Raw genomic sequence first — 14162 nt, 5'->3', positions numbered from 1 at the left:
GAAACTCTCCTGGCGCCTGGGCTCCTAGGCGCTTCTGCCGGGCATTGCGCAAGCAATGACCGGCTTTTTTACGTGGGCCTGGCGACACGCTCTTGCCCGGTGGCGACGGCTTGCACGTGAGGCCGGTGGGGTTCGCCTACTGTCGATTGTACGCCCGCGATGAACGCGCTAAGGTCGCCGCCTGTTCCTGAGGTGACCATGCGCTATCTGTTGATCGTGACCCTGCTGTGGGCGTTTTCCTTCAGCCTGATCGGTGAGTACCTGGCCGGCCGGGTCGACAGCTACTTCGCGGTGCTGACGCGCATCGTCATCGCTGGCCTGCTGTTCGTGCCGCTGACCCGTTGGCGTGGCCATGCCCCGGCCTTCGTGCGCGGCATGCTGCTGATCGGCGCGCTGCAGTTCGGCATCACCTACGTGTGCCTGTACCTGAGTTTCTCGGTGCTGACGGTGCCGGAGGTGTTGCTGTTCACCATCCTCACGCCGCTACACGTGACGCTGATCGAGGATGCCCTCAATCGTCGATTCAACCCCTGGGCGCTGGTCGCCGCTCTGGTGGCCGTGCTGGGCGCCGGGATCATCCGCTACGACGGTATCAGCAGCGGCTTTTTGCTCGGTTTCCTGTTGCTGCAGGTCGCCAACTTCACCTTCGCTGCCGGGCAGGTGCTGTACAAGCATCTGCTGCTCAAACACCCCTCGAGCGAGCCGCAGTACCGGCGCTTCGGCTTCTTCTATCTGGGCGCCTTGCTGATTGCGCTGCCCGCGTTCCTGCTGCTGGGTAACGGCGAGCGTCTGCCTAGCAACGCACTGCAGTGGAGTGTGCTGGTCTGGCTTGGTGTGGTGGCGTCTGGATTGGGACTGTATTGGTGGAACAAAGGCGCCAGCCTGGTCGATGGCGGCACCCTGGCGGTGATGAATAATGCGCTGGTGCCGGCCGGTTTGCTGGTCAATCTGCTGATCTGGAATCACGACGCCGATCTGCTGCGCCTGGCTCTGGGCGGTGCGGTGATTGCGGCGTCGCTACCGCTGGTCAATCTGGGGCGTACGCGTCGCACGCCTGCCGAGGTGCGCTGATGCAATTGTCCGGGCGGGGAGTGGCGCTATCGGTTGGCGCCTCGATGCTGTTTGCCGTGCTGCCTGGCTACGTGCAGTGGCTGACGCCGCTCGATGGCGTGCAGATATTCGCTCAGCGCGTGCTTTGGTCGATTCCGTTGGTTCTGCTGCTGGTGCTGCTGGCAGGGCAGACCACCTTGCTGCGCGAGACCTTCGTGCGTCTGCGCCACGAACCGCTGTTGTTGGCTGCCTGCCCGCTGGCGGCGGCCTTGATTGGCGTGCAGTGGGGGCTGTTTCTCTGGGCGCCCTTGGCCGGGCATATGCTGGAAGTGTCCATGGGGTACTTCCTGCTGCCGTTGGCAATGGTGCTGACCGGTCGGCTGTTCTACGGCGAGCGCCTGCGTCCGCTGCAGCGCTTGGCAGTGACCTGCGCCATGCTCGGCGTGCTGCACGAGCTGTGGCGCACCCAGGCGTTCTCCTGGCTGACGCTGATCACTGCGTTGGGGTATCCGCCTTACTTCATGCTGCGCCGTTGGATGCGCCTCGATGCGCTGTCCGGTTTCGTGCTGGAGATGCTGATGCTGGCGCCGTTGGCGATTTGGCTGATCGTTGCCTATGGGCCGGTTGGCGCATTCGCTGAGCGGCCGCTGCTGTGGTTGCTGGTGCCGGTGATGGCGCTGATCGGTACGCTGGCCTTCGCGGCCTACATGGCGTCCAGCCGGCTGCTGCCTCTGGGGCTGTTCGGCATTCTCAGCTATGTCGAGCCAGTGCTGTTGTTCGCCGTGGCGCTACTGGTGCTGGGCGAGACCTTCGATGCGGGGCAGTGGTTGACCTACCTGCCGATCTGGGCGGCTGTGCTGCTGGTCGGCTGGGACAGTGCCCGGCTGCTGCGCAAGCAGCAGCGCGAGAACATCAGGCCGCGTTGATGCGCGGCGCGGGGATCTGCGTTGGCATGCTGGCCTGCTTCTGCACCCGGTAGTGCACCTGCAACGTGCCGTTGTTGAAGCGGCGTTGCTCGCTCAGCGTCAGACTGCGTTCCATGCCGGTGGCCAGCAGTGGAATACCGGCGCCAAGCAGGTGCGGCACCAGATTTATCACCACCTCGTCGATCAGTCCGGCGGTGTAGCAGTTACCCGCCAGCAGGCTGCCGCCGACCAGCCAGATGCGCTGGAAACCTGCCTCGTTCAGTGCTGCCACGGCTTGAGCCGGTGTGCAGTGCGTCAGCTGAATTTCGTCCGCGGCGCGCGGCAGAGCGAGGCGAGTCAGCACCACGCAGGGCTTGCCTGGGTAAGGCCAGGGACCGCCACGCTTGAGCAACGCCTCGTAGGTACCGCGGCCCATCAGTAGGGCATCGATGCCGGAGTAGAAGTACTGAAAGGCGTACTCTTCATCGGCCTCCCGTGGCGAATCGAACCAGTCGATGCGGCCATCGGGGCGCGCGATATAGCCGTCGAGGCTCGACGTGACGTGGTAGATCAGCGAAGCGTTCATGGTGCCTCCGCACGCGGGTTATCTGACAGATAGATCGATGGCCGCAGAACAAGTTCGACAGAGGGCGTGCCGCTCGTCGGCGCGTTCGCTGATCAGTCCAGCACGTTACGCAGGATTTCGTAGACGATCCCGGTCGCGATGGCGACCAACACAACGTCGCGGCCGATCTGTTTCCATTCGTAGCCTTCGTAGTAAGGCAGGCGCGAGGTCAGGCGGCTGTCGAAGTTCTTGGCGATGCCCGGTGGCAGCGGCTTGCCGCGAGCCAGGTTCTTGGCGATGCCTGGTGGCAGGGAGGAGGTCGGGCCGATCAACTGGCGATTGTCGCCGAGGATGATGCGTACCCTTCCGATATCCACGGTCGGGCCGCGTAGATCGATCTGGACACCATCATCTCGTCCCGGTTTGCCTTTGCCGGGGGGCGGGTTGGCAAGCACTGGCGAAGCAGCCAAAAGGACGCAAAGGCCGATACTGAGGGCTGTCAAGGGCTTGGTGGACATGGGCTGCGCTCTTCGGATGGTGATGCAGTTTGGATAACCGCCGAGCGGTTTCGGTTCCGATCTGCTCCTGCCGGATAGCGACTCCAGGCAGCCGCCCGTCGTCGCCTGAACGCGAGTTTCATGCAAAGAAATTCGGCCCCGGCGGCGGAAACCGTTAGGCTATGCACCGTTTTGTCGATTTCTCTGAGGTAGTGCCCCCGTGTTTGCCCAATTCGCCCTGCATGAACGCCTGCTGAAAGCCGTGGCCGAGCTTAATTTCGTCGAGCCGACCCCGGTGCAGGCGGCAGCGATTCCGCCTGCGCTGGAGGGCAAGGACCTACGGGTGATTGCCCAGACCGGCAGCGGCAAGACCGCCGCTTTCGTTTTGCCGCTGCTCAATCGCCTGCTCGGTGATGGCAACTCCAAGCAGCGTCTGAGCATTCGTGCGCTGATCCTGCTGCCGACCCGCGAGCTGGCCCAGCAGACGCTCAAGGAAGTCGAGCGCTTCGCCCAGTTCACCTTCCTCAAGGCCGGCCTGGTGACCGGTGGCGAGGACTTCAAGGTGCAGGCCGCGATGATGCGCAAGATCGATATTCTGATCGGCACGCCGGGCCGCCTGATCGAGCATGCCAACGCCGGCAATCTGCCGCTGGACGAGGTCGAAGTGCTGGTGTTCGACGAGGCCGACCGCATGCTCGACATGGGCTTTGCCGAAGACGCCCAGCGTCTGGCCGAGGCTTGCGGGCCGCACCAGACCTTACTGTTCTCCGCCACCACCGGCGGCAATGGCCTGCGCGAGATGGTCGCCAAGGTGCTCAAGGAGCCGCAGCACCTGATGCTCAACAGCGTCAGCCAGCTCAATGAGGGTACCCGCCAGCAGATCATCACGGCCGACCACAACTACCACAAGGAACAGCTGGTCGACTGGTTGCTGACCAACGAGGCCTACGACAAGGCCATCGTCTTCACCAACACCCGTGTGCAAGCCGACCGCCTGTACGGCAAGCTGGTGACTGCTGGGGTCAAGGCGTTCGTGCTGCATGGCGAGAAGGACCAGAAGGATCGCAAACTGGCCATCGAGCGCCTGCGCCAGGGCGCGGTCAAGGTGCTGGTGGCCACCGACGTGGCGGCGCGTGGCCTGGACGTCGAAGGTCTGGATCTGGTGATCAACTTCGACATGCCGCGGTCCGGCGATGAGTACGTGCACCGCATCGGCCGTACCGGCCGCGCCGGGGGCGAAGGCCTGGCGGTGTCGCTGATCTGTCACACCGACTGGAACCTGATGTCGAGCATCGAGCGCTACCTCAAACAGCGTTTCGAGCGTCGCACCATCAAGGAGCTGAAAGGCGTCTACCAGGGGCCGAAGAACCTCAAGGCGTCCGGCAAGGCCGCCGGCAGCAAGAAGAAAAAGACCGAGAAGAAAGACCCGAAGAAGGCCGCCGCACCCAAGCGCAAGACCGGTCCACGACCGGCTGGCAAGCCATCGTCGTTGGTCAGTGAAGATGGCAGCGCGCCGCTCAAGCGCAAGAAGCCGGCTGCAGAGTAATCTGGCTGTTGTGGGAGGCGCTTTCGGCTCTGGCATCCTGCTTCGCTCTACCTCCTGCATCCATGCAGTCGTAGCGGTGAGTCGCGGCTGAAGCCCCTCCCACAGTTTTACTCCACCCCGACGAACCCACCGGTCTGGTGCTGCCACAGGCGTGCATACAGACCGCCGTGGGCAATCAGCTCGGCGTGGGTGCCGGTTTCGATGACCTGGCCCTGGTCGATCACCACCAGGCGATCCATCCTTGCGATGGTCGACAGGCGGTGGGCGATGGCGATCACCGTTTTGCCTTCCATCAGGCTGTCCAGGCTTTCCTGAATGGCCGCTTCCACTTCCGAATCCAGTGCCGAGGTGGCTTCGTCCAGCACCAGGATCGGCGCGTCCTTGAGCAGCACGCGGGCGATGGCGATGCGCTGGCGCTGACCGCCGGACAGCTTCACGCCGCGTTCACCGACCTGCGCATCCATGCCACGGCCGCCCTGGCTGTCGTCGAGGGTGGGGATGAAGGCGTCGGCGCGGGCCTTGCGTACCGCCTCCCACAGCTCCTCGTCGCTGGCTGCGGGCTTTCCGTAACGCAGGTTGTCGCGGATCGAGCGGTGCAGCAGCGAGGTGTCCTGGGTCACCACGCCGATGTTGGCGCGCAGGCTCTCCTGGGTCACCGTGGCGATATCCTGATCGTCGATCAGGATGCGGCCGCTTTCCAGGTCATAGAGGCGTAGCAGCAGGTTGACCAGGGTCGACTTGCCGGCGCCGGACGGGCCGACCAGGCCGATCTTCTCGCCGGGGCGAATATCGATGCTGAGGCCGGCGATCACGCCGCCGCGCTTACCGTAGTGGAAGTGGATGTCGTCGAAGCGCACGCTGCCCTGCTGCACCTGGATCGGCTTGGCGTCGGTGCGGTCGAGTACCTGGCGTGGCTGCACGATGCTCTGCATGCCGTCCTGCACGGTGCCGACGTTTTCGAAGATGCCGTTGACCACCCACATGATCCATTCGGCCATGTTGTTGATGCGGATCACCAGGCCCAGCGCCAGGGCAATGGCGCCGGTGGTAATCAGCGACTGGCTCCACAGCCACAGGGCCAGCGCACCGGTGCCAACGATCAGCACGCCATTGAGGCAGGTGATGAGAAAATCCAGCGCAGTGATGGTGCGTGACTGCAGGCGGAACTTGTCGAGCAGGTCCTGCATGGCTTCGCGGGCGTAGCTTTCCTCTTCCTGCGAGTGGGCGAACAGCTTGAGCGTGGCGATGTTGCTGTAGCCATCGACCACTCGCCCCATGACTTTCGAGCGCGCCGAGGAGGCGGCGGCCGAGCGCGCCTTGATGCGCGGTACGAAGTACCACAGCGCGGCGCTGTAACCGACGATCCACAACGCCAGCGGCACCACCAGGCGCAGGTCGGCGGCGGCGAACAGGTACAGCGCGCTGCCGGCATAGACCACCACATGCCACAGTGCGTCGATCACCTGCATCGCCGAGTCGCGCAGCGAGGGGCCGGTCTGCATCACGCGCTGGGCAATACGCCCGGCGAAGTCGTTCTGGAAGAAGCTCAGGCTCTGCTTGAGTACGTAGCGGTGGTTCTGCCAGCGAATCAGGTTGGTCAGGCCCGGATTGACCGCCTGGTGCGTGAGCAGATTGTGCAGGCCGAACACCACGGGGCGGATGACCAGCGCCACCAGTAGCATCCACAGCAGCTCGTTCTGGTGCTCGCTGAAGAAGCTGCTGGCATCCGTGCTGGCTTGGGCCATGTCGATCAACTGGCCGAGGAAGGCGAACAGCGCGACCTCGATCAGGGCAGCGAAGAAGCCGATCACCAGCACGGCCAGCATCAGCGGCCACACCTGTTTCAGGTAGTGACCGTAGAAGCGCAGCATGCCAGCGGGCGGGGCGACGTCAGGGCTGGGTTTGAAGACGTCGATCAGGGATTCGAAGCGGCGAAACAACATTGCAGGCGTCCTGCCTCGGCAGAGGAAACGCCGATAGTAACGCCGTTAGTGCAAGCGAGTCTCAGTTAAAAGCGGTTTCTGCAACTCACCAGCCCAGGCCAGCAATGGAATCTCCAGCTGCGGTTGCCAGATGCGTTTGAACAGCAGTGCCAGGTGTTCGACCTCGCCGCGTTCGAAGGGCAGTCGGTCGATGCGTTCATGCACCTGCCATTGGCCGTCCTCCAAGTGGGCAAAGTCGAAGCGGAAAGGATGAAAACCTGTCATGCCCAGGCGCAGGTCGGTGACGATCAGTCGGTCGCCGACCTGGTCGTAGCGCAGCACGCCGCCGGTGAACCACTCCAGCCGCTGGTGCATGGGCGAAGCCGTCAACTGCTCGCGCAGTTGCGTGCCGCGCGGCAGGCGTTGCAGTTGCGGTGGCTGGTCGTCGAACCAGCCGACCAGGGCTTCGTGATAGTCCTCGCCATCGAGCACGATGACGCGCCACAGCAGCGTATTGAGTGGCGTCGGTGTGGTGAACAGCTGTTCGGCCTGGATGCCCTGGCGCGCCAGCTCGCGCTCCACGCGCTGCTCGGCCATGAATTTGCCGGCCAGGCTGAAACCGATGTACAGCGTCGAGACTGCCAGCGCCACGGCCGGTACGCGCCAACTCTGCTCGCGCAACCCGGTGAACAGGCTGATCAGCACCGCTGCAATCAGCGGCAGGGTATACAGCGGGTCGATGATGAACAGGCTCGACCAGGCCGTAGGTGTCGGCATCAGCGGCCAGAACAGCTGGGTGCCGTAGCTGGTGAAGGCGTCCAGCAGCGGGTGGGTGATCAGCACCAGCCACAGCGTCAGCAATAAACGATTGGCCGAGTAACCCGGGTGAGGGCGAAAGCGCCTGGCCAGCCAGGTCAGCAGCAGGGCAAAGCCGCTGAGAACGAACAGCGAGTGGCTGAAACCGCGGTGGTAGGTCATGTTGGCCACGGCATCGCCGTATTCCATGACCACATCCAGGTCGGGAACGGTGGCGAGCATCGCGCCGTAGAGCAGCGCCTTGCGCCCCTGCCAGCGGCCAAGTAGCGCTCCCTGGATGCTGGCGCCGAGTACCGCCTGGGTTATGGAGTCCATCGAGTGCTTCCGAAAAAAGACAGGCCGCTACGTTAGCCGAGCCACCGCGCGAATGCCGTGGGGAAATTTCAAGCAAAGATTACAGCTATGGCGGGTATCCTGATGGTCATGCTTTCCAAGAACTCGTGGCCATGCTGATCGTCTCCAACAGTGTTCACCTTCCCGATGAAGAAATCGAACTGACCGCCATCCGCGCCCAGGGCGCCGGTGGGCAGAACGTCAACAAGGTGTCCAGTGCCGTGCACCTGCGCTTCGACAGTCAGGCCTCGTCGTTGCCGCCGCTCTACAAGGAGCGTCTGCTGGCGCTTGCCGACAGCCGTATCACCGCTGACGGAGTGGTGATCATCAAGGCGCAGCAGTATCGCACCCAGGAGCAGAATCGAGCCGACGCCCTCGAGCGCCTGGCCGAGTTGATTCGTAGTGCCGGAAAGGTGGAAAAGAAACGCCGCCCAACCAAACCGACCCTCGGCTCGAAAAAGCGCCGTCTGGACGGCAAGAGCAAGCGCGGTGCGATCAAGGCCGGGCGGGGCAAGGTGGATTTCTAGAGGATGACGGTGGCCTCACGTAGGGTGCGCCATGCGCACCCGAATGGTGATGGTTTGGGCGGCCCCGCGGCACCCTACCCGCGAGCCGCCAGATAAGCCTGATAGTCGGGAATGCGGTATTCATGCTGTTGCTCCAGCAGGCTGCTGCTGAGCATGTAGTCGGCACTGCTCTCGTTGCAGGCGACCGGGATGTTCCACACCGCCGCCACACGCAGCAGGGCCTTGATGTCCGGGTCGTGCGGCTGCGGCTCGAAGGGGTCCCAGAAGAACACCAGCATGTCCACGCGCTGTTCGGCGATGCGCGCGCCGATCTGCTGGTCACCACCCAGCGGTCCGCTGATCATACTCTCCACCGGCAGACCTAGACGTTTGCTCAGAAGCAGGCCGGTGGTGCCGGTAGCCAGCAGCTCATGGCGCGCCAGCTTGTCGCGCTGACGCTCGCACCAGTCCAGCAGAAAACCCTTGCAGTGGTCATGCGCCACCAGAGCGATACGTTTGCGCGCCGGCAATTGGGCATGAGTGAAGCTGATACGGCTCATCGAGCCTCCTCGTTCAGTGCAGGCGGGCCAGGACCAGGCAGTTGTCCAGCATGCGGTTGGAGAAGCCCCACTCGTTGTCATACCAGGCCATGACCTTGAGCAGCTTGCCGCTGAGCTTGGTGTGGTTGGCATCGAAGATCGATGACAACGGGTTGTGGTTGAAATCGCAGGACACCAGCGGCAGCGCGTTGTAGCCCAGCACCTGAGACCTCTCGCTGGCAGCCTTGAGCAGGGCGTTGACTTCCTCGGCGGTGGTCTCGCGCTTGACCTGCAGGGTCAGGTCGACCAGCGAGACGTTGATCACCGGCACCCGTACCGCCATGCCGGTGAGCTTGCCAGCCAGTTCCGGTAGCACCAGGCCGACCGCTTCGGCGGCACCGGTCTTGGTCGGGATCATTGACTGGGTCGCCGAGCGCGCGCGGTATAGGTCGCTGTGGTAAACGTCGGACAGATTCTGATCATTGGTGTAGGCGTGGATGGTGGTCATCAGCCCCTGCTCGATGCCCAGCTCGCGGTGCAACACCTGCGCCACCGGCGCCAGGCAGTTGGTGGTGCAGGAGGCGTTGGAGATGATCTGCATGTCAGGCGTCAGCACCTGCTCGTTGACGCCATACACCACGGTGGCGTCGGCGCCCTTGGCTGGTGCGGAGATCAGCACCTTGCGCGCCCCGGCGGCGAGGTGCGCGGCGGCCTTGCCTCGCTCGGTGAACAACCCTGTGCATTCCAGCACCACATCGACCTGATGGGTTTTCCAGGGCAGCTCTGCCGGGTTGCGAATGGCGCTGACGGCGATGCGATCACCCTTGATCCACAGGCTTTCGCCGTCGACTTTAACTTCTTCAGGGAAATGGCCGTGGACGCTGTCATATTGCAGCAGGTGGGCATTGATCGCGCTGTCGCCCAGGTCGTTGATGGCCACGACCTGCAGGTGCTGGCGATAATTCTGGGTATAGAGTGCGCGTAGCACGTTGCGGCCGATGCGGCCGAAGCCATTGATGGCGATTCGTAGTGTCATGGTGAGGGTCTCGTCAATTTGTTGTTGTAATTACAAGATTATTCCCATTGCTATAGAAATCAAGCCCGCTGAGTGGCAGTATTTTGTTGTAAATACGAACAGACGCTAGAAGCTAGCCTGGAGATTCCCCATGCACCCCCGCGTTGTTGAAGTTACCGAACGTCTTGTCGAGCGCAGCCGCGCCACGCGTCAGCGCTACCTGGAGATGATCCGTGCCGCCGCCAGCGAAGGGCCGCAGCGTGGCAAGCTGCAGTGCGCCAACTTCGCTCACGGCGTCGCCGGTTGCAGTGGTGACGACAAGCAGACCCTGCGCCTGATGGATGCCGCCAACGTGGCCATCGTTTCTGCTTACAACGACATGTTGTCGGCGCACCAGCCCTACGAGACCTTTCCCGAACAGATCAAGCAGGCTCTGCGCGACCTGGGTTCGGTAGGCCAGGTCGCCGGTGGCGTACCGGCCATGTGCGATGGCGTGACGCAGGGCGAGCCTGGCATGGAATTGGGCATTGCCAGTCGCGAGGTGATTGCCATGTCCACCGCGGTGGCGCTGTCGCACAACATGTTCGACGCCGCGTTGTATCTGGGCGTGTGCGACAAGATCGTGCCGGGCCTAGTGATGGGCGCGCTGCGTTTTGGTCATCTGCCGTCGATGTTCGTGCCGGCCGGGCCGATGACCTCGGGCCTGCCCAACAAGGAGACGGCCGACGTGCGTCAGCGTTACGCCGAAGGCAAGGCGACCCGCGACGAACTGCTGGCGGCGGAAATGGCCGCCTATCACGGGCCAGGTACCTGTACCTTCTACGGTACGGCCAATACCAACCAGTTGCTGATGGAGGTGATGGGCCTGCATCTGCCGGGCGCATCCTTCATCAATCCGGGCACACCGCTGCGTGATGCGCTGACCCGCGAGGCTGCGCAGCAGGTCACGCGGCTGACCAAGCAGAGCGGCCAGTTCATGCCCATCGGCGAGATTGTCGACGAGCGCTGCCTGGTCAACTCCATCGTCGCCCTGCATGCCACTGGCGGCTCTACCAACCATACCCTTCACATGCCGGCCATTGCCCGCGCCGCCGGCATTCTGCTGACCTGGCAGGACATGGCCGATCTGTCCGAAGTGGTGCCGACCCTTGCGCACGTCTATCCCAATGGCAAGGCCGACATCAATCACTTCCAGGCTGCCGGCGGCATGGCCTTCCTGATCCGCGAGCTGCTCGACGCCGGGTTACTGCATGAAGAGGTCAATACCGTGGCCGGGCGCGGTCTGTCGCGCTACACCCGCGAGCCCTTCCTCGAGGACGGCAAGCTGGTCTGGCGCGACGGGCCGACCGAGAGCCTGGAGGAAAGTGTGCTGCGCCCCGTGGCGCGACCGTTCTCGGCAGAAGGCGGCCTGCGCCTGATGCAGGGCAATCTCGGTCGTGGGGTGATGAAGGTGTCCGCGGTGGCGCCCGAGCATCAGGTGGTCGAGGCGCCGGCGCTGGTGTTCGAGGATCAGCTGGATCTGGTCGAAGCGTTCAAGGCCGGCAAGCTGGAGCGCGATTTCGTCGCTGTGGTGCGTTTTCAGGGGCCGCGCAGCAACGGTATGCCGGAGCTGCACAAGATGACGCCATACCTGGGCGTGCTGCAGGATCGTGGTTTCAAGGTGGCGCTGGTCACCGACGGGCGCATGTCCGGCGCCTCGGGCAAGATTCCGGCGGCGATTCATGTCTGCCCAGAATCCTTCGATGGCGGCCCGCTGGCGCGGGTGCGCGATGGCGATCTGATTCGCGTCGATGGTCAAAACGGTGAACTGATGCTGCGGGTCGACGAAGCGGAGTTCGCCTCGCGCCAGCCGGCGGCGCGGCCTGCTCCGGCCAGTGGTTGCGGGCGCGAGCTGTTCGCCTTCATGCGCCACAACTTCAGCACGGCGGAGCAGGGCGCTAGTGCCTTTACCGAGAGCCTAGAGTCGTTGGTCTGAGGCTGGCGCCAGTAGCCCGGATGAAATCCGGGAATCGCTGCTGCAATGGCCCCGGATTGTATCCGGGCTACTCGCCAGGCGCCTGCAAAGCCGTTCTTCGTAGGAGCCCCGCCTCGGGGCGAAGCTTCATCTAAGCGTGCCCTGCCCTGATTCGCGGCGGGGCGCTGCTCCTACAGACTTGCGTACTACTTCAGATCCCCTGCGGAATCTCTTCGCCACCCAGCGCGGTGAACAGCTCCGGCAGGAACTCCACCAGGGTCATCATCATCAGGATGAAACTGGCGTCCTGCTGAGCCAGGGCGTCGTCACCGCCATCCTGTTCGGCCTGCTCCTGCAGCACGTCTTCGAAGCGCAGGCGCTTGATGGTCAGCTTGTCGTCGAGCACGAAGGACAGCTTGTCCTGCCAGGCCAGCGACAGTTGGGTGACCTGCTTGCCTGTGGACAGGTGCAGCTGGATTTCCTCGCTGGTCAGGTCCTGGCGCTTGCAGCGCACCACGCCGCCATCTTCGTGGGTGTCACGCAGCTCGCACTCGTCGAGGACGAAGAAGCCTTCGGCGGCGCTCTGGTTCTTCAGCCAGTCGGTGAGGGTGGCGGTCGGTGCGATCTTCACTGACAGCGGGCGCACCGGCAGCGAGCCGATGGCTTCACGCATGGTAGACAGCAGGTCTTCAGCCTTCTTGGCGCTGGCGCTGTCGACCAGAATCAGGCCCTGCTTCGGCGCGATGGCGGCGAAGGTGCCGGATTTACGGATGAAGGCGCGCGGCAGGAAGGTCTGGACGATCTCGTCTTTGATCTGGTCGCGCTCTTTCTTGTACACCTTGCGCATCTGGGTGTTTTCGATCTCGTCGACCTTCTCCTTCAGCGCATCACGCACTACCGAGCCCGGCAGGATACGTTCTTCCTTGCGCGCACCGATCAGCAGGAAATCGCCGCTGACATGCACCAGCGGTGCATCGGCGCCTTTGCCAAAGGGAGCGGTGAAGCCGTAGGTGGTCAGCTCCTGGCTGGCGCAGGGACGTGCCGGCTTGCTGGATAGTGCGGTCTCCAGCGCTTCGGCGTCGAAAGGAATGTCCTGGGTGAGGCGGTAAACCAGCAGGTTACGAAACCACATGAGCGGGTGATTCTCCATTGATGATGAAGTCGCAGGGTGGCGCCATCCTTGGGCTCTCTCGAGCCGGCGCGCAGCGACGGATGAAGGTGGCGGGCCATCAACAGGATCATGATCGGTCCGCCGGCACAGAGCGCGCATTATTCTCCGCTGGCGTGCTCAGGCCAACCCTGACAACGAGCCACTGAGGAAATTCGCTGGTCTCGCCTAAGTTCTTGCTGCACCGGTAAATTTTTTTGCGAAGAGGGCTTGCCAAGGCCCGGATCGCTCTCTAGAATGCGCCCCACTTCGAGAGTGAAGGGTGATTAGCTCAGCCGGGAGAGCATCTGCCTTACAAGCAGAGGGTCGGCGGTTCGATCCCGTCATCACCCACCAATCTCGCAGTTACGCGCAGCGGTAGTTCAGTCGGTTAGAATACCGGCCTGTCACGCCGGGGGTCGCGGGTTCGAGTCCCGTCCGCTGCGCCATTCTTCTCCTCGCTTCATCCCCTCCTGTGACAACTCTTCGGCGTCCGCCGAAATCTTCGAAAAATCCTTTGTTTGCTTGAACTTATGCGCATTGCTCGGCTCCTATGCCGTAGCCAGTGATCGCGGCGTACTGCTAAGCTCGCGCTTTCACACGACGGCCTTCGGGCGCATCTACAAGGAACAAGCATGAAACAGCATCGTTTGGCGGCAGCGGTTGCCCTGGTGGGCCTGGTGCTTGCCGGTTGCGATTCGCAAACCAGCGAAGTCGAACTCAAGAGCCCAGCGCAGAAAGCCTCTTACGGCATCGGCCTGAACATGGGTCGCAGCCTGTCCGAAGAGGGCATGGATGATCTGGATTCCAAGGCCGTCGCTCAGGGTATCGAGGACGCGCTGGCGAAGAAGGAGCCACGCATCAAGGACGAAGAGATGGTCGAAGCCTTCTCTTTCCTGCAGAACCGTGCTGAAGAGCGCATGACTGCGCTGAACAAGGAAGCCGCTGAAGCCGGCAAGAAATTCCTTGAAGAGAACGGCAAGCGCGAAGGTGTTGTCACCACCGCTTCTGGCCTGCAGTACGAAGTAATCAAGAAAACCGACGGTGCCCAGCCGAAGGAAAGCGACGTAGTGACCGTTCACTACGAAGGCAAACTGACCGACGGCAGCGTGTTCGACAGCTCCGTTGCTCGTGGTAGCCCCATCGACCTGCCGGTCGGCGGCGTGATCCCGGGTTGGGTCGAGGGTCTGCAACTGATGCATGTTGGCGAGAAGTACAAACTGTACATCCCCAGCGAGCTGGCCTACGGCGAGCAGAGCCCGTCTCCGGCTATCCCGGCCAACTCGGTACTGGTGTTCGATCTGGAACTGATCGGCATCAAGGATCAGGCCGCCGCCGAGCCGACCGAGCAGTAACACTCGGTACTG

Annotated in this window: 13 protein-coding genes and 2 tRNA genes; 8 read left to right on the top strand and 7 right to left on the bottom strand. The window is 63.1% G+C overall.

Annotated features, from left to right (window positions below; all coding sequences use genetic code 11):
- Positions 1-198 precede the first annotated feature (198 nt).
- Together EGJ86_RS02700 and rarD are read left to right on the top strand one after the other, a co-directional pair.
- Positions 199-1071: a carboxylate/amino acid/amine transporter gene (locus EGJ86_RS02700; RefSeq protein WP_125833957.1), complete on the top strand. Its 873-nt coding sequence runs from the start codon at positions 199-201 to the stop codon at positions 1069-1071.
- Positions 1071-1976 (top strand): EamA family transporter RarD, encoded by a 906-nt coding sequence (gene rarD / locus EGJ86_RS02695; protein WP_099522180.1) that lies wholly within the window; start codon positions 1071-1073, stop codon positions 1974-1976. Before EGJ86_RS02700 ends, rarD begins: the two co-directional genes overlap by 1 nt.
- Here the strand turns inward: rarD and EGJ86_RS02690 are convergent.
- Together EGJ86_RS02690 and EGJ86_RS02685 are read right to left on the bottom strand one after the other, a co-directional pair.
- Positions 1963-2541: a dihydrofolate reductase family protein gene (locus EGJ86_RS02690; protein ID WP_125833956.1), complete on the bottom strand. Its 579-nt coding sequence runs from the start codon at positions 2539-2541 to the stop codon at positions 1963-1965. The genes rarD and EGJ86_RS02690 overlap by 14 nt on opposite strands.
- A gap of 92 nt (positions 2542-2633) precedes the next feature.
- On the bottom strand, positions 2634-3038 hold the full coding sequence (locus EGJ86_RS02685; RefSeq protein ID WP_125833955.1) for an anti-virulence regulator CigR family protein: 405 nt from the start codon (positions 3036-3038) through the stop codon (positions 2634-2636).
- A gap of 199 nt (positions 3039-3237) precedes the next feature.
- Between EGJ86_RS02685 and EGJ86_RS02680 the strand changes: the two genes are divergently transcribed.
- Complete coding sequence (locus EGJ86_RS02680; protein WP_125833954.1) at positions 3238-4563, top strand: DEAD/DEAH box helicase; 1326 nt, start codon at positions 3238-3240, stop codon at positions 4561-4563.
- A gap of 107 nt (positions 4564-4670) precedes the next feature.
- Here EGJ86_RS02680 and EGJ86_RS02675 read toward each other — a convergent pair whose 3' ends face one another.
- Positions 4671-6506 (bottom strand): ABC transporter ATP-binding protein, encoded by a 1836-nt coding sequence (locus EGJ86_RS02675; RefSeq protein WP_125833953.1) that lies wholly within the window; start codon positions 6504-6506, stop codon positions 4671-4673.
- 45 nt (positions 6507-6551) lie between these two features.
- Positions 6552-7616: a metal-dependent hydrolase gene (locus EGJ86_RS02670; protein ID WP_125833951.1), complete on the bottom strand. Its 1065-nt coding sequence runs from the start codon at positions 7614-7616 to the stop codon at positions 6552-6554.
- A 131-nt stretch (positions 7617-7747) separates the two neighbouring features.
- Between EGJ86_RS02670 and arfB the strand changes: the two genes are divergently transcribed.
- On the top strand, positions 7748-8161 hold the full coding sequence (arfB, locus tag EGJ86_RS02665) for an alternative ribosome rescue aminoacyl-tRNA hydrolase ArfB (RefSeq protein WP_125833949.1): 414 nt from the start codon (positions 7748-7750) through the stop codon (positions 8159-8161).
- Positions 8162-8235: 74 nt separating this feature from the next.
- On the opposite strand, the gene EGJ86_RS02660 is transcribed toward arfB, so the two are convergent.
- On the bottom strand, positions 8236-8700 hold the full coding sequence (locus tag EGJ86_RS02660; protein WP_125833947.1) for a methylglyoxal synthase: 465 nt from the start codon (positions 8698-8700) through the stop codon (positions 8236-8238).
- Between the two features lie 13 nt (positions 8701-8713).
- Positions 8714-9715 carry a type I glyceraldehyde-3-phosphate dehydrogenase gene (gene gap / locus EGJ86_RS02655; RefSeq protein WP_125833945.1) on the bottom strand — a complete coding sequence of 334 codons (1002 nt, stop codon included), beginning with the start codon at positions 9713-9715 and terminating at the stop codon, positions 8714-8716.
- Between the two features lie 130 nt (positions 9716-9845).
- On the opposite strand from gap, the gene edd reads away from it, so the two are divergent.
- Positions 9846-11669: a phosphogluconate dehydratase gene (edd, locus tag EGJ86_RS02650; protein WP_125833944.1), complete on the top strand. Its 1824-nt coding sequence runs from the start codon at positions 9846-9848 to the stop codon at positions 11667-11669.
- Positions 11670-11859: 190 nt separating this feature from the next.
- Here the strand turns inward: edd and rdgC are convergent, their stop codons facing one another.
- On the bottom strand, positions 11860-12780 hold the full coding sequence (gene rdgC / locus EGJ86_RS02645) for a recombination-associated protein RdgC (RefSeq protein ID WP_125833942.1): 921 nt from the start codon (positions 12778-12780) through the stop codon (positions 11860-11862).
- Between the two features lie 296 nt (positions 12781-13076).
- Between rdgC and EGJ86_RS02640 the strand changes: the two genes are divergently transcribed.
- The 3 genes from EGJ86_RS02640 (at position 13077) to EGJ86_RS02630 (ending at position 14150) form a co-directional block, all read left to right on the top strand.
- Positions 13077-13152, top strand: a tRNA-Val gene (locus EGJ86_RS02640).
- Positions 13153-13167: 15 nt separating this feature from the next.
- Positions 13168-13244: transfer RNA gene (locus EGJ86_RS02635), tRNA-Asp, on the top strand.
- Between the two features lie 186 nt (positions 13245-13430).
- Positions 13431-14150 (top strand): FKBP-type peptidyl-prolyl cis-trans isomerase, encoded by a 720-nt coding sequence (locus EGJ86_RS02630; RefSeq protein WP_099522172.1) that lies wholly within the window; start codon positions 13431-13433, stop codon positions 14148-14150.
- The last annotated feature ends 12 nt before the right edge of the window (positions 14151-14162 follow it).

The organism is Pseudomonas sp. o96-267 (assembly GCF_003935465.1).
In the GTDB taxonomy this organism is placed as follows: domain Bacteria; phylum Pseudomonadota; class Gammaproteobacteria; order Pseudomonadales; family Pseudomonadaceae; genus Aquipseudomonas; species Aquipseudomonas sediminis.
This window is presented reverse-complemented; position numbering and strand designations above follow the sequence as displayed.

Coding starts and splice junctions, on each gene's coding strand:
- EGJ86_RS02660 (WP_125833947.1), bottom strand. CDS start 8,700: ATGAGCCGTATCAGCTTCACTCATGCCCAATTGCCGGCGCGCAAACGT.
- EGJ86_RS02670 (WP_125833951.1), bottom strand. CDS start 7,616: ATGGACTCCATAACCCAGGCGGTACTCGGCGCCAGCATCCAGGGAGCG.
- rdgC (WP_125833942.1), bottom strand. CDS start 12,780: ATGTGGTTTCGTAACCTGCTGGTTTACCGCCTCACCCAGGACATTCCT.
- arfB (WP_125833949.1), top strand. CDS start 7,748: ATGCTGATCGTCTCCAACAGTGTTCACCTTCCCGATGAAGAAATCGAA.
- EGJ86_RS02685 (WP_125833955.1), bottom strand. CDS start 3,038: ATGTCCACCAAGCCCTTGACAGCCCTCAGTATCGGCCTTTGCGTCCTT.
- edd (WP_125833944.1), top strand. CDS start 9,846: ATGCACCCCCGCGTTGTTGAAGTTACCGAACGTCTTGTCGAGCGCAGC.
- EGJ86_RS02675 (WP_125833953.1), bottom strand. CDS start 6,506: ATGTTGTTTCGCCGCTTCGAATCCCTGATCGACGTCTTCAAACCCAGC.
- EGJ86_RS02630 (WP_099522172.1), top strand. CDS start 13,431: ATGAAACAGCATCGTTTGGCGGCAGCGGTTGCCCTGGTGGGCCTGGTG.
- EGJ86_RS02700 (WP_125833957.1), top strand. CDS start 199: ATGCGCTATCTGTTGATCGTGACCCTGCTGTGGGCGTTTTCCTTCAGC.
- EGJ86_RS02690 (WP_125833956.1), bottom strand. CDS start 2,541: ATGAACGCTTCGCTGATCTACCACGTCACGTCGAGCCTCGACGGCTAT.
- rarD (WP_099522180.1), top strand. CDS start 1,071: ATGCAATTGTCCGGGCGGGGAGTGGCGCTATCGGTTGGCGCCTCGATG.
- gap (WP_125833945.1), bottom strand. CDS start 9,715: ATGACACTACGAATCGCCATCAATGGCTTCGGCCGCATCGGCCGCAAC.